At 64.9% G+C, this 18705-nt stretch carries 14 protein-coding genes; 9 read left to right on the top strand and 5 right to left on the bottom strand.

What is annotated here, in order from left to right:
• Positions 1-47 precede the first annotated feature (47 nt).
• Positions 48-602, top strand: a complete 555-nt coding sequence (locus B4383_RS03430; protein WP_078288352.1) for a CGNR zinc finger domain-containing protein — start codon at positions 48-50, stop codon at positions 600-602.
• A 13-nt stretch (positions 603-615) separates the two neighbouring features.
• Here B4383_RS03430 and eccE read toward each other — a convergent pair whose 3' ends face one another.
• Complete coding sequence (eccE, locus tag B4383_RS03435) at positions 616-2250, bottom strand: type VII secretion protein EccE (RefSeq protein ID WP_078288351.1); 1635 nt, start codon at positions 2248-2250, stop codon at positions 616-618.
• A 207-nt stretch (positions 2251-2457) separates the two neighbouring features.
• On the opposite strand from eccE, the gene eccB reads away from it, so the two are divergent.
• Positions 2458-3936, top strand: coding sequence for a type VII secretion protein EccB (eccB, locus tag B4383_RS03440; protein WP_078288350.1), 1479 nt, complete (start codon positions 2458-2460; stop codon positions 3934-3936).
• Positions 3937-3954: 18 nt separating this feature from the next.
• On the opposite strand, the gene mycP is transcribed toward eccB, so the two are convergent.
• Together mycP and eccD are read right to left on the bottom strand one after the other, a co-directional pair.
• Positions 3955-5397: a type VII secretion-associated serine protease mycosin gene (gene mycP / locus B4383_RS03445; RefSeq protein WP_078288349.1), complete on the bottom strand. Its 1443-nt coding sequence runs from the start codon at positions 5395-5397 to the stop codon at positions 3955-3957.
• Complete coding sequence (eccD, locus tag B4383_RS03450) at positions 5394-6929, bottom strand: type VII secretion integral membrane protein EccD (protein ID WP_078288348.1); 1536 nt, start codon at positions 6927-6929, stop codon at positions 5394-5396. The genes mycP and eccD overlap by 4 nt, the downstream gene beginning before the upstream one ends.
• A 266-nt stretch (positions 6930-7195) precedes the next feature.
• On the opposite strand from eccD, the gene eccCa reads away from it, so the two are divergent.
• The 7 genes from eccCa (at position 7196) to glmM (ending at position 16002) form a co-directional block, all read left to right on the top strand.
• On the top strand, positions 7196-11182 hold the full coding sequence (gene eccCa, locus B4383_RS03455) for a type VII secretion protein EccCa (RefSeq protein ID WP_078288744.1): 3987 nt from the start codon (positions 7196-7198) through the stop codon (positions 11180-11182).
• The gene (locus B4383_RS03460) at positions 11179-12558 is read left to right on the top strand and encodes a type VII secretion-associated protein (RefSeq protein WP_078288347.1); all 1380 of its coding nucleotides are present in this window, start codon (positions 11179-11181) and stop codon (positions 12556-12558) included. Before eccCa ends, B4383_RS03460 begins: the two co-directional genes overlap by 4 nt.
• 142 nt (positions 12559-12700) lie before the next feature.
• Positions 12701-12979, top strand: a complete 279-nt coding sequence (locus B4383_RS03465; RefSeq protein WP_078288346.1) for a WXG100 family type VII secretion target — start codon at positions 12701-12703, stop codon at positions 12977-12979.
• Positions 12980-13028: 49 nt separating this feature from the next.
• Positions 13029-13316: a WXG100 family type VII secretion target gene (locus B4383_RS03470; protein WP_030096755.1), complete on the top strand. Its 288-nt coding sequence runs from the start codon at positions 13029-13031 to the stop codon at positions 13314-13316.
• A gap of 290 nt (positions 13317-13606) precedes the next feature.
• On the top strand, positions 13607-14050 hold the full coding sequence (gene rplM / locus B4383_RS03475; protein ID WP_078288345.1) for a 50S ribosomal protein L13: 444 nt from the start codon (positions 13607-13609) through the stop codon (positions 14048-14050).
• 110 nt (positions 14051-14160) lie between these two features.
• Positions 14161-14556: a 30S ribosomal protein S9 gene (gene rpsI / locus B4383_RS03480; RefSeq protein ID WP_286143881.1), complete on the top strand. Its 396-nt coding sequence runs from the start codon at positions 14161-14163 to the stop codon at positions 14554-14556.
• Positions 14557-14658: 102 nt separating this feature from the next.
• Positions 14659-16002 carry a phosphoglucosamine mutase gene (glmM, locus tag B4383_RS03485; RefSeq protein WP_286143870.1) on the top strand — a complete coding sequence of 448 codons (1344 nt, stop codon included), beginning with the start codon at positions 14659-14661 and terminating at the stop codon, positions 16000-16002.
• Here the strand turns inward: glmM and B4383_RS03490 are convergent.
• Positions 15999-17513, bottom strand: coding sequence for an alkaline phosphatase D family protein (locus tag B4383_RS03490; RefSeq protein WP_078288343.1), 1515 nt, complete (start codon positions 17511-17513; stop codon positions 15999-16001). The two genes, glmM and B4383_RS03490, sit on opposite strands and share 4 nt — an antisense overlap.
• A gap of 60 nt (positions 17514-17573) precedes the next feature.
• Entirely contained in the window at positions 17574-18611 is a 1038-nt protein-coding gene (locus B4383_RS03495; RefSeq protein ID WP_078288342.1) for an LLM class F420-dependent oxidoreductase, read from the bottom strand.
• Positions 18612-18705 lie beyond the last annotated feature (94 nt).

Below are 18705 nucleotides of genomic sequence, written 5' to 3' on the forward strand. Positions count from 1 at the left end.
AATCGAATACGGTCATGACGGTATAAGTTAAGGATGTCAGGTGTCAAATGCTTTTCACTCATGACACGGAGCAGGGGCTGAGGTCGGCTGCTGAGCTGATCAACACCGCGCGCAATGACCGGGAGCTACTCCCGGATCCGGGCGCGCTGCCGCCGCTTCTGGATCGGTACGGCTGGACGGGCAGACGCGACGGTGACGAGGCCGAACTGCGGGCCGTGAAGGCGCTACGGACTCGACTGGGCGATATCTGGGGGCATATCAACGACGAGGAGTATGTGGTCCGGCAGGTCAACGCCTTGCTCGCCGATACCCACGCCTCGCCCTGGCTCACCCGGCATGTCGAGGAGCCCGATTGGCATCTGCATATGGCTGCCAGTGATGCGCCGCTGGCGGACCGTCTCGGTGCCGAGACCGCCATGGTGTTCGCGGACCTGGTGCGCACCGGCGAGCAGCGACGCCTGAAGACCTGCGCCGCACCGGATTGCGATGCCGTCCTGGTTGACTTGTCGCGCAACAGGTCCCGGATGTTCTGTGACACCGGGAACTGCGGCAACCGGCAGCATGTGGCTGCCTATCGGGGGCGTAGGCGCGACGAGCCCTAGCGGCGCGAAAGCTCTACTGCGCGAAGGCCTGGATCGGTCGGCCCAGGTAGGCGAGCTCATCGCTGACCGTCACGAGGCGGACCTGGATGGTTTCACCACCTGCGGTCAGGAGAATGTGGTCGCCGTAGCCGTTGGGCTGGTCGATGATGACATCCGGCCGGGCCGGAAGCGCGTCGTACTCGCTGCTGATGATGTGCACGGCCGTGCAGTTGCTGGGTAACGCGGTCGGCTGCATGCCGTCCACCACGGCTAGCGTGCATCGGGGGTCGATAAAGCCCGGGCCACTGGCGAATTGGATGCGATTGGCGTCGCCAATCGAGGTCACCATGACGTCCCACATGTGGGGACGGTCGGTATAGACGACCACGAGTGCACCGATCGCCACCGATCTCAGCACTACCTGCTGGCATACGTAGAGCTCGGCGCGTACCACCACGGTGTGAACGCCCAGCCCGGACAGCCGCGCCGCGATCGCGCGGCCCGACATATCCGATCCGATCAACTGTCCGCAGCCCGATGTCGGCAGATGAATGCCGTCGAGCTCCTCGTTGCTCATCTCGATGCTTCGGGTCAGATACTCCAGCCCGATGGCGCCCACGGGGAGTCCGGCGAAGAACGCGTCGCGCTGACTGCCGTTGAGCGAGGTCATTCCGGTGGAGTGGCGTACGGGGAGTTGTTCGTCGGTTGCCCACCGAACCAGTGCGCCAACCGATGTGCGGCCCTTTGCGGCGGGGCGCAGCCGAACGGTCACGGTGGTTTCCAGCGTCGGGCGGGCCCACAGCCCTGTCAGGGTGGCATCGGTGATGTACCACGGGTCGATTCCCATGGCGACGTTGTAGGAGTCGATCAGCATCAGCCCACTCCACTCCTCGTGCATGGGCGCGCCCGCGTACTGGCGAAGCATTTCGGCGCTGATCCGGTGAATCTGTCCGGCCTGCAGGATGGTGCTGGCGCAGTGGGCCGCCGCCAGTGCTCGCCGGACTCGTGCCGTGGCGATGACGGCGCACCTTTCCGCGCCTCGGCGGCCGCCCCCGCGACGGAATACCGCGTCGACGTTCACGCCGGGGTCGAACCTGAGTACCACCCAGACGGTGCGGATGGCGACGGCAGGCAGCGGGCCCACCAGTCGGTCGTATCCACCGCGCAATACCGTCCCTTGTGCGGTGCGCTGGCCATTGCTGATTACATCGATGCTTTCGAGCTCAATATCGTTCTGATGCATGCACTCCCGCAGCACACGCAGCGGCACCAGGGAGTCGGTGGCGCAGTGATCCGGAGTGATGACCGAGGGGTGGCGCTGGGTCGCACTGACTTCCAACACCGTGATGAGTTTGCCGTTCTCCCACCGGGTTCCGGTCCAGCTGTCCTGGCTGCTGGGAGTGTCGGCAATGCTGCCCGAGCTTCGGTAAGTGCGGCCCGTCAGATACTTGAATCCGGTAACCGCCCAATGCCTGACGGTCTGACCTCCCCATCGGCCGAGGACCAGTGCCAACGACACGATCGCGATCAGTAGTGCTGCCCACCACGGCCAGCCGAACAGCAAGGAGATCAGGACTGCGGCGAGGATCAGCAGCTGCGAGATCACCATGATCTGGATCGGCATCGTGGCCCGACGCACCTGCTCCGGAGCCGCCCCGCTCGAGGTCACCTTTCCCCCTTCTGTCCCGCCGTTGTGCCGCACCCACCCGACTGGGGCGCCGCGGCTGCCACCCGCAACCTATCGTGGTTGCCCAGTATTGCAATAGGCTGCATGGCCGTGTGGCCCGTACGTAGGATCTAACAAGATCTGGGGGCCGACCTAGTGGCATCACTAGGTCGTAGATCCGAGTTTCGCAGATTTCCTGGAGGGGGGACGATGGCGCGACAACCGACAACCCGGTTGCAGGTCAGCGGGTACCGGTTCCTCGTGCGGCGTATGGAGCACGCGCTGGTTCGCCGTGACGTCCGAATGATCCACGACCCGATGCGGGCGCAGTCCAGTTCGCTCATGGTCGGGATTGTGCTGGCCACCGTCGTCGTTGCCGGCTGTGCGATCTTGGCGTTCTTTCGGCCCAACATGCCGCTGGGTGATCAGCCCATTGTCATGGCCAAGGACACCGGCGCGGTCTACGTCCGGATTCAGGACACACTTCATCCCGCACTCAATTTGGCGTCCGCGCGACTGATCTCCGGAAACAACGAGAATCCCAAGCCGGTCAAGGACTCGGAGCTGGCGAAGGCGCGCCGCGGCCCGTTGGTCGGGATTCCCGGTGCGCCGGCATCCATTCCGCCGCCGCTGACGGGTGACGACACCATCTGGACGGTATGCGATGTCGCGACACCCCCGCCCAGCTCCACCGTTACCAGCACGGTGATCGCGGGCAAGGTAACCCTGGAGAACGGCAACCAGGAGATGCCGAAAGACAGGTATGCCCTGGTGACGGTGAACAGCCAGATGTACCTGCTCTACGACGGTAAACGTGCGGCGGTCGACCTGACGAACCCCGCGGTGACCCGCGCGCTGCGTCTCGAAGGTGTGACGCCGCGGCCGATCTCGATGTCGGTACTCAATGCCATTCCCGAGGTGCCGGCCATCGCGCCGCCGCCCATCCCGGATGCCGGAGGGCCGTCGCCTATTACCACCGCGGGCGTTCGGGTGGGGTCGGTCATCAAGATGAGCCGGGCGGACTCCGCCGAGTACTACGTCGTGCTCTCCGGCGGGGTGCAACGCGTCAACGAGGTCACCGCGGATCTGATCAGATTTTCCGATTCCCAGGGTGCGCAGGACATTGTCGCCGTCGCTCCCGACGTGATTTCGGGGCATCCCAGCCTCAACCAGCTTGCGGTACAGACATTTCCGGACCGTGCGGGGAAGATCGTGGACGTCCCGGAGAAGTCGGTGCTGTGCAGCAGCTGGAAGCCCGGTCAGGAGAAGACGCAAGAGCACGCCACCACCAAGCTGTTGATGGGGAACTCGCTGCCGCTGAAGGCCGATCAGGTGCCGGTGGTGTTGGCACAGGCCGACAAGGAAGGCCCCAACGTGGACACGGCCTACATTCCGCCCGCGCGTAGCGCCTTCATCCGCTCCACCGGCCTCGGCGGGGACACCGGGCGTGCGGAGTCTCTCTACCTCATCCTCGACACCGGTGTGCGCTTCGGCATTGGGAACCTTGAGGCCGCGAAGTCGTTGGGGCTCACGGTTGAGCCCGTTCCCGCGCCGTGGCCGGTCGTCGGGCTGCTGCCGCCGGGGCCCCGGCTGAGTAAGGAAGACGCACTCGTCGTGCACGACGGAATGCCGCCCGACAAGACAGGTTTGGCGATCAATCCGTCAACATCGAGCACCGCGCCCGCGTAAATCGCGCGCCCCCCGGCGTTAGTCGGTGGAGTTGTCCCGGCCTTGCCGCAGCTTGCGCACCGGCGCCAGCATCGCCAGCGCCGCAGCGAGAAATGCCGCGCAGACCGCTATTCCGATCAGGGCGACGCGTCGCGGCCGCGGGTCGGCGGGTGGCGGTGCGGGTGGCAGCTGCAGCTTCTTGGCGGCGTTGGCCCGGGCGAGATCACTCGTGGTGCCGAGGTCGTCACTGACCGCGGCGAGTGCATCCACCACGCCGTAGCCCAGATAGGGGTCCCAGCCGCCCGGCGGGCGGTGCGCAGTGTTCTTGATGCGGTCCATCACCTCACGAGCGCTCAGCTGAGGGAAACGTGAACGCACCAGCGCGACAACGCCGCTCACCACCGGAGCAGAGAAGCTGGTGCCCTGAATGGGTACCGGTCCTTGCTCGCCCATGTAGGCGTTGGTCAGCGCATCACGGTTGGGATCCAAGGAGACGATGTCTTCGCCGGGAGCGGAGACATCGACCCAGGGGCCGCCGAGACTGAACTTAGAGGGTTGCCCGTCCGGGCCGATCGAGCCCACTGTGAGGACGAGGTCGTTGTACCACGCCGGACTCACCGTCTCCAGGACAGCATCCCAGTCCGGGGTGTTGGGTCGAGCCGGGTCCGGTGGCGGGTTCTGGTTCTTGCACTGACCGTCGCCGACATTTCCCGCGGCGACCACCACCACCACGTTCTTGACGTCCACGGCGTACTGCAGTGCGGCGCCCAACGGTCGATCGTCCAGGAATTGTTTGGCGGAGGCGCACGCCACCTCGGAGATGTTGATGACCGTCGCGCCGAGGTCCGCGGCGGTGCGCACCGCCATCGCCAGGGTGTCGACGTTTCCGACGCCGCTGATCTTGGAGGGATCGTCTCTGTCGCTCCCGCCGCCCTTGTCCTTCACCGCGAACTTCGCGCTGGATTGCCGAATGGTGATGAGGCTGACGTCGGGCGCAATGCCACTGAAAGCGCTTGCCCCCGTGGGATCCGGTGCGGCCGCGATGATTCCGGCGACGATAGTGCCGTGCGCGTCACAGTCCTGAGTGCCGTTGCCGCCCTCGAAGACGTAGTCTCCGCCGGGGATGAGCGGTGGTAGGCGCGGACTGCGTGCCACTCCGGTGTCGATCACCGCGACCGTCTGGCCGCCACCGCGTGACAGCTGCCAGACCAACGGCAGATCCAGTCCGCGCTGCTGCGTGGGCACCTTGTTGAGGTCGCGTTTGGGGTCGATGCCGGGGAATCGGCACAGTTCCTTCTGCTCCGTGGGTTCGATGGGAGCGGGAGGACGCGGGCCGGGAAGCGTGCTCGGGTCGACCGGAAGTGGAGCGAACGCGTGTGCCGTCGCGAGCATGTGCATCGAACCGGTCGCCAGCTGCGAGGACATCGCCAACATCGCAACGGCTCCAGCGGTGGCGACACGGCGGGCCACGCTGAGGTTCATGGCAGGTTCAATCCCCGCACGGCGCTGTACACGCCACATACCCAGACGGCCACGGGAACGATCAGCGACAGGGCGATGTACTCGATGATCTCCACCGTGCGCCGCGCGACAGGGGAGTACTTGCGCGCCGACACCAGGAAGCCGAGAACGATGGCCGAACCGGCCGCGATCGCCATCAGCGCGGTGGTGAACACGGCGGCTGTCGGGTACGCGATGGCGACGAACGCGAATCCCGCGACGGGAATGGCCAAGCCGCCCAGGTTGATGGCCACTGTCTGCGCGAGGTCGGCATGCGAGCGCGCCCGCAGCATCATCGCCAGCGCGATCAATCCGGCAAGCACCACGCCACTGAACCGGTGCGCGCCGGTGGGGTGATGGTCGCCCGCGCCGGGAAACGTCAGCGCGGCGAGCATGGCGCCCGCGGCGGTGATGGCGGATGTTCCGCACACCAATCCGGTCAGAACGGCATGCGCGCGCAGCGCCTTCTCGCGAAGATCGGGGAGGGGCGGTAGCGCCGTGGCGTCCTCGACGTCGTCACCCTCGGTATCAAGTCCATCCAGACCCTCGATGGCTTCGATCGGGGCCGTCGAATGTTCAGGGCGAGATGGTGCGCCCTGTGTGGGCACCGGGGGAAGAGGTAGGCGAGCAAGAGCCATTGCCACACGCGGCGAAAGCGCCACCGAGCAGATTCCGACTGCTCCGAGTACCGCCCCAAGGCTGTAGATCGGAGGATCGAAGAGCACGTAACCCAGCGCTGCCGCGAACCCGAGCAGTGATGCCGAAGCAACCGCGACGAGCGACGTTGTGCCGGTACCGGTCGCGCGCATGGCGAGGATGGATACGACCATCGCGACCATGAGTGCCAGCATCGCGTGCGGGGCGCCGTATTTTCCCGGCACGAACAGGGCTCCCGCCACCGCGGAGAAGCCGACGGCGCAATGGCTCAGCATTACGGAGGCGAGCGAATCGTCGTACACCCTGTTCGCGAAGACGGCGGCGGTCATCGCCACTAATGCGATCGCGACGGCGATGATCGGAAGGAGCAGGCCGGGATTTGTCGCGCCGGCACGTAACAGCGCAGTCGCGCCGAGCACCGCGGCCACCCCGCACGCCGAAGCGCCGAGTATTCGAGCTGCGGTACGGCTCCATGGATGCGCCGACACGGTCCGGAAGGTAGAGACAGCAAGGAAGACGTCGTCGAACAGTGGGTCCGGCGCGGTGACATCGGACGCGGTGAGGATGAGTTGATCGCCATCGCGAACTTCCAACTCCCCAAGGGTGCTGGACATCTGTAGCGGCGGCTGTCCAGGCCGAGACAAACGCCAGTGCGTTTCCACGGCGTCCTCCGGGCTGGTCAGCTCGGGGACACCGACATGCTGGTTGATGATGTCGACGATCGAGCCGACCAAGAGGGCCAGCGGGACACTCGTCGGCAGCGCCAGGTCGACCTGAGTGCGGTCAGCCTGAATGGAAACGCGGCACAGTTCGAGAACCGCCGAACGTTGCTCGGCGCCCGACTGCGCATGTGTCATGCTGTGCCCCCTACCTGCCCCCACGGTCATTGATCTTTGCGCATGCACACTAGCCGAACGCGGCTGAGCGCCGCCAGCGGTTCGGTGCATCCGGGCGAACGCTAACCGCGTAACCAGCGGCTCCGGCGATCTTGTGAGCGAATTCGTTGCGGCACCGGATATAACGGCCCTATCCTGTAGCCCGCCGTGGGCTGGGCGGTAGCGTGGATGCGAAATAGCCACGAGATGTGGCGCGGGGGAAACCGGAGGGCCAGGGTGAGCACGGGGTGAACACCACAATATTCATTCGTCGGCCTCGGCTTGCGGTGCCTCGTGTTCCGGGTGGCGAGGTCAATGTGCAGCCACCGCCGGAGATTCCGCGGCCGGTGCCATCGCCGATCATCGCCAAGATCATGCCGCTGGTCATGGTGGTGGCAATGGTGGGCATGATTGCCTTCTTCGTCACCTCGGGGAGTCTGGGTGGCGGCTCGGGCGGCGGGATGATGCGCAGCCCGATGTTCATGCTGTTCCCGATCATGATGATGGTCTCGATGGTCAGCATGGTCTCCAACAGCGGCGGCAAGGGAGCCAAGACCAGCGAAATCAACGAGGACCGCAAGGATTACCTGCGGTACCTCGAAGTGGTGCGCAAGAACGTCACCGATACCGGTGGTGCTCAGCGCAAGGCCCTGCTGTGGAACAACCCTGATCCGTCTGCGCTGTGGACGCTTGCCGGTGGCCGCCGGATGTGGGAGCGGCGTCCCGGCGACAGTGACTACTGCCATGTGCGTGTCGGGGTGGGGGATCAGCGTCTGGCCGCGCAGTTGGTGGCACCCGAGATCGGTCCGGTCGAAGAATTGGAGCCGGTGGCCTCCGTGGCGCTGCGCCGGTTTGTGCGGACACACTCGCTGGTGCCTGAGCTGCCGATCGCGTTGAACCTGAGAGGTTTCGCGGCCGTCACCATCGATGGCTCACCCGAGGTCGCGCGAGGCATGTTGCGCGCCATGATTTGTCAGCTGGCGATGTTCCATGGGCCGGACCAATTCCTGGTCGCGGCAGTGGTGAACCGGCATGCGGCCCCGCACTGGGACTGGCTCAAATGGCTTCCGCACGCACAGCATCCGACCGCGTTCGACGGCGTCGGCGCCAGCCGGCTGGTCTACCACTCGCTGGGTGAGGTCGAGGAGTCGTTGGCATCGCTCATCACTGAGCGTGAACGGTTCTCGCGGACCGCGCAGCCCTCTCCCGACCGGCCGCAGATCCTCATCATTGTCGACAGCGGCACGTTGATCGGTTCCGAACGCCTCATCATCGATCACGGCATCGACTCGGTGACCCTCGTCGAGATCGGCACCCGGGTGGACCCGCTCGCGGCCCGCCGCGGCATGCAATTGGAGCTGACCGATCGCGGCCTCGGGGCCAAGGGCAATGTGGGGTCCGAGGTCTTCGCCCACCCCGATCACCTCACCATCACCGAGGCAATGGCGTGCGCCCGCCGCATGGCGCCCTACCGGGTGCTCACCGGAGGTAGCGACGAGGTCCAGATCCAAACCGAGGTCAGTACGCGCTGGTCCGACATCGTGGGAATCGGTGATCCTGGGCTGCTTAACCCGGAAGTGGTGTGGCGCAACCGGGTTGGTCGTGACCGGCTCCGGGTGCCCATCGGGATCGCCGTCGACGGCACTCCCATGGAACTGGATATCAAGGAAGCAGCCGAGAACGGCATGGGCCCGCACGGACTGTGCATCGGCGCCACCGGCTCGGGTAAATCGGAGTTCCTGCGCACACTGACGTTGGGCATGATCGCCACGCATTCGCCGGATGCCCTGAATCTCGTGCTCGTGGACTTCAAGGGTGGTGCGACGTTCCTGGGGCTGGACCGGGCACAGCATGTCGCGGCGATCATCACCAACCTCGCCGAAGAGGCAAATCTGGTGTCCCGTATGAAGGACGCGCTGGCCGGAGAGATGAACCGGCGCCAGGAGCTGCTGCGCGCCGCGGGCAACTTCGCCAACGTCACCGAGTACGAGCGCGCCCGTGCCGCCGGTGCGTCTCTCGCCCCACTGCCGGCACTCTTCATCATCGTCGACGAGTTCTCCGAACTGCTGAGCCAGCACCCGGATTTCGCGGAGCTGTTCGTCGCGATCGGCCGTCTGGGCCGGTCGCTGCACGTCCATCTGTTGCTCGCCTCGCAGCGTCTGGACGAAGGCCGCCTGCGCGGGCTGGAATCTCACCTGTCCTATCGGCTGTGTCTGAAGACGTTTTCGGCTAACGAGTCCCGCGCTGCGATTGGTGTCCCGGACGCCTACCACCTGCCCAACACCCCGGGTTCTTGCTACCTCAAGGATGACTCGGGGGAGCTGACACGGTTCCAGACCTCCTATGTGTCCGGTGCGTATGTGCCGTACGGGCCGGCGCGTCGTGCGGTCTCCTCCGGCGGCACGGGCGCCGCGCCGCGGCTGTTCACCGCGGCGCCCGTGGCGCTGCAAATGCGCCCTGCGGAAATCGTGGAAGACGACACCCCCGCCGCGTCCGAAGGGGCGATCGGCCGGTCGGTCATCGACACGATCCTTGATCGCGTTGAAGGACACGGCAATCCAGCACACGAGGTGTGGCTGCCGCCGTTGGACGATTCGCCGACTCTCGGAGATCTGATTCCCCGTCACGGTCGCGCTGGCTTCGACGCGGTGGGCAGTTTGACCATCCCGATCGGAATCGTGGATCGGCCGTACGAGCAACGGCGCGACCCGTACATCGTCGATCTGTCCGCCGCGGCGGGCAACGTCGCCATCGTCGGCGCACCCCAGTCCGGAAAGTCGATGGCGGTGCGCACGCTGGTGACATCGCTCGCGGTGACGCACAGTCCGGCGCAGGTGCAGTTCTATTGCCTGGACTTCGGAGGTGGCACGCTCACCTCGCTGGCGCAACTACCGCATGTCGGTTCGGTGGCCAGCCGGCTGGAGTCGGATCTGATCCGGCGTACGTTCGCCGAAATGCTGACGATTGTCAGGTCGCGCGAGAATGCCTTCCGCGCCTACGGAATTGACTCGATGGCCGAGTACCGGCGACGCAAGGGTGCCGGTGACCCGCAGCTCGCGAGCGATCCATTCGGTGACGTGTTCTTCATCATCGATGGCTGGTCCACGGTCCGTCAGGAGTTCGAGGCGCTGGAGCCGCAGGTCACCGCGCTGGCGGCGCAGGGACTCGGTTTCGGTGTGCACACCGTAGTCACGGCATCACGCTGGGCCGAGATCCGGCCCGCCCTGAAGGACCAGATCGGCACGCGCGTCGAGCTTCGCCTCGGTGATCCGCTGGACTCGGACTTCGACCGCAAGCTGGCACAGCTTGTTCCGGATGGCCGGCCAGGCCGGGGTATCACCCGCGACCGCCGGCACATGCTCATCGGACTGCCGCGTGTCGATAGCGTCTCGTCGAATCAGGACCTCGGTGAGGCGCTCGCCGCCGCGGCCGCCAGCATGCGGCAGCGCAGCTCGGCGGAGGCTCCGCAGGTTCGCATGTTGCCGCACAAGATCGATTACGCCGCTCTGGTTCCACAGGCGCCCACGAACGATCTGCCAAACCTGCGCATCCTCGTTGGCATCAACGAGACGGAGTTGGCTCCGACGTACCTGGAATTCGGCGAGCAGCCGCACATGATGATCTTCGGCGACAGCGAGTGCGGCAAAACCGGGCTGTTGCGCACCATCTGCCGCGAGATTGTTCGGACCACTACGCCGCAGCAGGCGCAGCTGTTCATCGTGGACTTCCGTCGCACCTTGCTCGGTGTCGTCGAGACCGAACACCTGGCCAAGTACGCGATGTCGAGCGCCACCTTGGTCGATGAGGTGCCGGCGTTGATCGAACTCCTCAAATCCCGGATGCCGGGACCCGATGTCACACAGCAAGAGTTGCGTGACAGGTCCTGGTGGTCCGGCCCGGAGATCTACATCTTGGTCGACGATTACGACCTGGTGGCCCTGGCGAGTGGAAACCCACTGTTGCCGCTCGCGGAGTATCTGCCGCACTCCAAGGACATCGGGCTGCATGTTGTCATCGCGCGCCGCACCAGCGGCGCCTCACGAGCCATGTTCGAGCCGATGATGGCGCGCATGAAGGACCTCTCCTGCATCGGTTTGCAGATGAGCGGGAACAAGGACGAGGGTGTTCTGATCGGCACGGTTCGGCCGAGCGAGCAGCCGCCGGGTCGCGGCACTTTGGTCATGCGCTCGGGCGGCCAACAACTGATCCAGGTTGCCTGGAGCGATCCGCAGTGATCCTGGATCGCGACCCGCAGACAGGGACGCGGGTAGCGATTGAAGTGACCGAGACCGCCGTCCGGGCACGAACCGAGGACGGCATCCGGGAAGCCGGACATGCCGATGTCAGGTCGGCGGTCGCCGCACTCGACGACGAGACGGCGCTGCTACCCGGTCGCGTGGTTCCGTCTCGCGCACTCTGGGCCGCCCTGTTCGAGTCGTTGCTTACCGATCGGAATGCGCCGGTCCGCGTCGATTCCGTGCTGCTGATTTATCCGACGACGTGGAGTTCCGGACGGCGCACGTTGTTGTCGAATGCGGCGCGGATGATGGCGGCGACGCTGACCGTGCGTTCGCGCGCTTTCGCCCTCGCCGAGCGCGGCGTGCGTGCCGATTTGTCGGGCCGCTCGCTCGTGGTGGTCGAGGTGTCGCCGGGCGAGGTCGCCGTCACCGTGGTGGGACACGGCTCTGCCGGCGAGCCGGCGTCGACGGTTCGTCATCTCGAAGAGCGGTCCTGGGAGACCAAAACGGCCGCAGATGTCGCGCGCGCTGTGGCGCGTGCTGTCGAGGAGGTGGTCCGCAGTGAACGGCCCGGAGTCGCCGCGATCCTTGTCGACTCGGCCGATAGTGAGATGGGCGAGGCGATCGTCGACGCGGTCGATCGGAGGGGCCTGACTCCCGGGGTATCGCAGGTTGCCGATGATGCGGTGTTCCGCGACGTCAGCCAATCGCCCCGTGTCTCGGCCTTCGTCGACGGGCCTGCCGACCAGCCCGCTAGCGCGAGACGGCCCGAATGGACACCCGCATCATCCGCCAGATCGGTTCCGCGACTTCCCGCGTGGTGGCCGGTTGCCGCGATTGGTCTGGCGGCCGCGGTCGTCGTGACGGGTGTGGTGTTGACGGTGGCCTCCACCCGGGCGCGGCAACCGTCACCGACGACTCCCGTGGTGGCGACATCGCTGCTGGTGGAGGGGAGTGTGCAGTTCATGGTGCCCGCCGAGTGGGCGGTGCGACGTATCCCCGCGGGCGGTGCTGGTTCAGCACGGGTGGAGGTGATCTCGCCCACGGACCCCGAGGCGATCGTGCATATGACTCAGGTGCGGGTGAAGTCGACCCAAACCCTGGCATCAACCGCCGAGACGCTGCGAGTGGCCATGGAGAAGGAGCCGCTGGGGGTATTCACGGACTTCAAGGCCGACGATCGCACAAACGGGCGGGCGGCGGTCACCTACACCGAGGTTCGCGAGGGCCATGACGTCGCGTGGGCCGTATTTCTGGACGACAACCTGCGAATAGGCGTTGGCTGTCAGTTTAAGAAAGATAGCTATGGGTCTGTCCGGCAGGCCTGCGAACTGGCTATTCGAACGGCACATGCAGTACGATCTGGTAGCTGACAAGATTGCTGAAAAAAAGTTTGAAAAAGATGGAACCGATCTGACGATAGGGCCATCGTATGTAGTTGTAAGGACAAAACCGGCCAGAAACCGGAAGTCACACCCGTGACTGGCCGGGCCTGGGGACAAGGGAGGACACGAAGTGGCTGTTTTTCAGAATGACCTGGCGTTGCTCGATTCCACGGCTAAGAAGATCGACGGCAAGTACCAGGAGTTCACTGCGATGCAGTCCCAGCTGCGGGATCGCGTAGCGGTGGGTACCAGCACTTGGCAGGGTCAGGCGCGGCATGCCTTTGATGAGGCGATGGCCCGTTTCGATCAGGAGATGGGCGACATCCAGAAGGTGCTCTTGCAGATCCACGACACCATGGACTCGAACAAGCGCCGCATCCAGGAGATGGACGAGAGCCAGACCTTCTAGGCGTCTCGTAATAGTCATCAAAGACATCACATAGCAAAGGGGATTGACCATGCAGATTACTTACAACCACGGCGAGATCGACGCGCTGGTTGCCGATGTCAAGGGCATCATCAACAAGTTCCAAGCCGGCCTCGAGGAGCTGCAGCACGACATTCAGCCCCTCGTCCAGCAGGCCGAGGGCCAGGAAGCGACTGCGTACCAGGAGTACCAGAAGGCTTGGCACCAGTCCGCCGAGGACCTCAACCAGATCCTGACCCAGCTTAACTCCAAGGTTGACCAGGGTAACCAGGACGCGCAGCACACCGACCAGAGCGCTGCGGGTGCCTGGCACGGCTAAATCGCCGACGGTTATTTTCAAGACCCTGTGGGGCCTTGGTGGAGGAGAGCCACCAAGGCCCCACAGTTTTTGTATGAGTGTACGAAGGTTGGACGACAGGACGGGATCGACCGCGTTTTGACCTGCGGTGACGTGGCCCGGTAAGCTTCACCGCTGGCGTGCGGTATGTCATCGCACACGAGGCTCGGGTCACCACTGGTCGCCGAGATCAACCTCCACCGTTCGCCACGACCAGCGCTCCGAACGGCAGAAACCGTCCGGGGATCCACCCGAGTAGACAAGGAAAGACTGTGCCTACCTACACGCCGAAGGCGGGTGACATCACCACTAGCTGGTATGTCATCGATGCCACGGATGTAGTACTCGGCCGTCTTGCCGTTCAAGCAGCTACCCTGCTGCGCGGTAAGCACAAGCCGACCTACGCCCCCCATGCCGATGGTGGCGATTTCGTCGTCATCATCAATGCCGAGAAGATTGCCCTGAGTGGCAAGAAGCTCACCGACAAGTTCGCCTACCGTCACTCGGGTTACCCGGGCGGCCTGCGCAAGCGCAGCATCGGCGAGCAGCTCGCGAAGTTCCCCACCCGCACGGTGGAGAAGGCAATCATCGGCATGCTGCCCAAGAACAAGCTTGGCCGTCAGATCGAGCGCAAGCTCAAGGTGTACGCCGGCCCCGAGCACCCGCACGGCGCGCAGCAGCCGATCCCGTTCGAGATTAAGCAGGTGGCTCAGTGACCGATATCGCCGAAGAGCAGACCCCCGAAGACAACGCGGAAGCCACAGTGGAGGCGGTCGTCGAGGAAACTGCCGACGAAACAGTCGTCAAGGCCGCTCCTCGTAGCCCCATTGTGATCGACAAGCCCATTCAGACCGTTGGCCGCCGTAAGGAGGCTGTCGTCCGCGTCCGCCTCGTTCCCGGCACCGGCAAGTTCTTCCTGGATGGCCGCACCCTGGAGGAGTACTTCCCGAACAAGGTGCACCAGCAGCTCATCAAGGCGCCGCTGGTTTCCGTCAACCGTGTGGACAGCGTGGACATCTACGCTCACCTGACCGGCGGCGGCCCTTCGGGCCAGGCTGGCGCACTGCGTCTTGCCATCGCGCGTGCACTCATCATCGTGGAGCCCGAGGACCGTCCGGTGCTGAAGAAGGCCGGTTTCCTTACTCGTGACCCGCGTGCGATCGAGCGCAAGAAGTACGGTCTCAAGAAGGCCCGTAAGGCGCCTCAGTACTCGAAGCGCTGATCGATTCTGTTCGTCCGCGTATTGCGCCGGCACACAACCTGTGTGTCGGCGCAATCGCGTTATTGGGCCAGTTTGGTGTGAGAAATTTAAGGAATGGGCACGGTGTCTGACGTTCTTCGCGCAAGCGGCTCATCACTATTCGGCACTGACGGCGTTCGCGGTGTCGCGAATGCCGAGCTGACGGCCGAACTGGCGGTCGCGTTGGGATCGGCCGCGGCGCGCTCGTTGACCAACGGGCGCGCCACCGCGGTCGTGGGCCGCGATCCGCGCGCGAGCGGCGAGATGTTGGAGGCGGCGGTCGTCGCGGGTATCGCAGCAGAAGGTGTCGATGTGCTCCGGGTCGGTGTGCTTCCCACTCCGGCGGTGGCGTATCTGACGGGCGCGTATGGCGCGGCCTTCGGCGTCATGATCTCGGCCTCGCATAACCCCATGCCCGACAACGGCATCAAGATTTTCGGCGCCGGCGGTCACAAGCTCGACGACTCTGCCGAGAACGCCATCGAGGCCCAGCTGGACACTCCTGCGGCACGTCCCACCGGTGCGGGAATCGGCCGCGTGCGCGATGCTGTCGACGCACTGGACCGGTACTTGCATCATGTCGCCAATGCCGCGACCCGCCCGCTGAGCGGAGTCACCGTGGTGGTCGACTGCGCACACGGGGCGGCTTCCGACGCGGCCCCGCTGGCCTACCGGGCTGCGGGTGCTCACGTGATAGACATCAACGCCGACCCGGATGGGCTCAATATCAACGACGGTTGTGGGTCAACGCATCTCGGCCCATTGCGGGCCGCGGTGAAGACACACAATGCCCATCTCGGGCTTGCGCATGACGGCGACGCCGACCGGTGTCTCGCGGTGGATGCCGACGGAAACGTCATCGATGGTGACGCCATCATGGTGGTGCTCGCCGCGGCGATGGCCGAAGACGGTGAGCTCACCGATAACACCCTGGTCACCACGGTGATGAGCAATCAGGGGCTACATATCGCCATGCGCGCCGCAGGCATCGATGTCAAGGTGACCGCCGTCGGCGACCGTTATGTGCTGGAGGAGCTACGTGCGGGCCGATTCGCGCTGGGCGGTGAACAATCCGGTCATATCGTGCTGCCTTCCCTGGCCACTACCGGAGACGGCATAGTGACAGGCTTGCGACTCATGTCCAGGATGGCGCAAACCGGTAAGTCCTTGGCCACCCTCGCGTCCGCGATGCGTAGCCTGCCTCAAACGCTCATCAACGTGCCGGTCTCGGACAAGCACACGGTGGCGCAGGCACCCGAGGTACTCGCCGCCGTTGCCGCAGTGGAGTCCGAGCTCGCGGGTAACGGCCGAATCCTGTTGCGTCCCTCCGGAACCGAGCAGCTGGTCCGCGTCATGGTCGAGGCGGATGAGCAGTCGACGGCCCAACGTCTGGCGGAGCGGGTGGCTGAAGTGGTCGGCGCGGTCTAAGCGCGTGACAGGCTGCGTGTGTACAGCGTGGAGCCCGCGGCATCGCACAGCGTGACGATCAGATCGCCGCTTTCGCCGTCGATGTCTATCTGTCCGAAATGCTGGTAGCCGTCCAGCGGCGACTGCTGATCGGGCCGTGCCGCGTGGACGAAATCTGCTCGCGGGCCGAAGGTTCCGTCGAGCGGCTTCTCCTGGCCGGCGCCGGCGTTCAGTGGGCCCGACACGAATTCCCAGAACGGATCGAAGTCCGTGAAGGCGGCGCGCGCGGGTGAGTACTCGTGCGCCGCGGTGTAGTGCACATCGGCCGTCAGCCACACCACGTTGCGAACCTGTCGCGCCTTGAGCTGCGAGAGAATATGCGCCAGTTCGGTTTCCCGCCCGAGCGGGGGGCCGTTATCGCCGTTGGCGACGGCCTCGAAATCTGTCTTGCCGTCGGGTACCACCAGTGCGAGCGGCAGGTCGTTGGCGACGATCTTCCATACGGCCTTCGAGGACGCCATGGCGTTGATCAGCCATTCGGTTTGGCGGGTACCGAAGATTGCGCCGTGCTGCTGCCGGTTCGGGGAGTTGGGGTCCTTGTAGCTGCGCATGTCGAGAATGAATACGTCCAACAGCGGACCGTATGAGAACCGTTGGTATACAAGACCATCTACGGCCTCGCGGGGTTCGGTCGGTTGCCACTCGTGGAATGCCCGGTGTCCGTACTGCGCGAGTACGTCGACTCTCTTTTCGGTGTACTTGTCGTTGTCGAGAATCTCCCCGGGATACCAGTTGTTGATCACCTCGTGGTCATCCCACTGCACAAGTTGCGGCACGTGTGCGTTGAAGTATCGGTAGTTGGCATCGGTGAGGTTGTAGGCGTGTTGACCGCGATACTGTTCGAGGGTCTGTGCGACAGCGCTTTTCGCCTCCGACACCTGATTTCGCCAGACCCGTCCGTCGGGCAACGTCAGTGTCTCCGGAATCGGCACGTCGGCGTACACCGTGTCCCCGCTGTGGATGAAGAACTGCGGATTTCGGTCCGCCATGGTGCGGAAGATCCTCATTCCGCCGACATCCGGATTGATGCCGAACCCCTGTCCGGCGACATCGCCCGACCAGATCAGCCGCACATTTCCTGCGGTCGTCGGTGCAGTCCGAAAGACGCCGGTGACAGGCTCGCTCAGTGAGCCCTCCGAGTCGAGTGTCACCCGGTAATGCACCTCGGTGTCGGCGGGCAGGCCCGTGAGGCGTAGCCGGCCGGTCCCGTCCGATTCCGGCGTGAGCACCGGCCCGGTGAAACGTCGTGTATCCGAAAAGCTTTCGGTGGCAGCCGTTTCGACGATCATGGTGGCAGGGCGATCCGAGCGGGCCCAGATCACCGCGCCGTCGGTGCGGGGGAATCCGCTGGCCACCCCGTGGGTAAGCCTGGGCCGCGCTGTCACCAACGTCGGCCCGCACGCGCCGGCCGGAGCCACCGCGAGTCCCAGTAGGGCGGCCCGCAAGACGGTGCGGCGCGGGATGGCTGTCATCCCACCACTTTCCGGGTGCCGCACGAACACACGCCGAACGCTACGCGAACGGCGGGCGAATCAGAGCAGCTCGCGCAGTGCCTCGACATGCTTGATCCGGCCTGCTGAATCGGCGGCGAGCGGTGCCACATTGAGGGTCGTGACACCCGCCTCCTTGAAGGCCGCTACCCGTTCGGCGACAAAGCTCTTCGGCCCGATGAGGGAGATGTTTCTGACCAGATCGTCGGGTACCGCGTCGGTTGCCTCGGCCTTCTTGCCTGCCAGGTAGAGCTCCTGGATGCGGTCGGCTTCCTTGCCAAACCCGTAGGCGGTCGCGAGGTTGTGATAGAAGTTCTTGCCCTTGGCGCCCATGCCGCCGATGTACAGCGCCAGGCTCGGCTTGACGAACCCGTACAGCGCCTCGACGTCATCGCCGATGGCAAGAGCTGGGCCTGCGTAGACCTCAAGGTCGCCGAGCGACGGATCGCGCTTGGCCTTGCCCTCGGCCAGGGAGGCGCCCCATACGTCATGGGCCTTCTCCGGAAGGAAGAAGATGGGCTGCCAGCCCTCGGCGATCTCCGCGGTCAGTGCCACGTTCTTGGGTCCAAGAGCGGCAATGAGCACCGGAATACGCTCGCGCACAGGGTGATTGATCAGCTTCAGGGCCTTGCCCAGGCCGGTGCCCTGCTCGGGAGGCAGCGGCACGGTGAAGTACTTGCCCTCGAACTCCAGGCGTTCACGACGCCATACCTTGCGGCAGATCTCGACCGTCTCACGAGTGCGGCCCAGGGGAGCGTCGTACTTCACGCCGTGGAATCCCTCGATGACCTGAGGGCCCGAGGCGCCGATGCCGAGGACGAACCGGCCGTTGGAGACGTAGTCCAGTCCGGCCGCCGTCATCGCCAGCAGGGTGGGGGTGCGGGTGTACAGCTGGAAGATGCCCGACGCGAGCTTTACGGTGGATGTCTTGGCGGCGAGATATCCGAGCTGGCTCGCGGCGTCGTACGAGTAGGCCTCGGCGACGAACGCGATGTCCAGTCCGACTTTCTCCAGCTCAGCGAGCTCGTCAACGACTTCGGTGAATCCGCCGGCGTAGCTCAGTGTGGTTCCAATGTGCATGCAGCGACCCTATCCGACCAAGCGGTTGAACGGGAAGATGCATGATCCACAGATCGGTGAAAAAAGATGGAACCGGAATTGGTATGCACCCGTC

Source organism: Mycobacterium sp. D16R24, assembly GCF_002013385.1.
Classification (GTDB): domain Bacteria; phylum Actinomycetota; class Actinomycetes; order Mycobacteriales; family Mycobacteriaceae; genus Mycobacterium.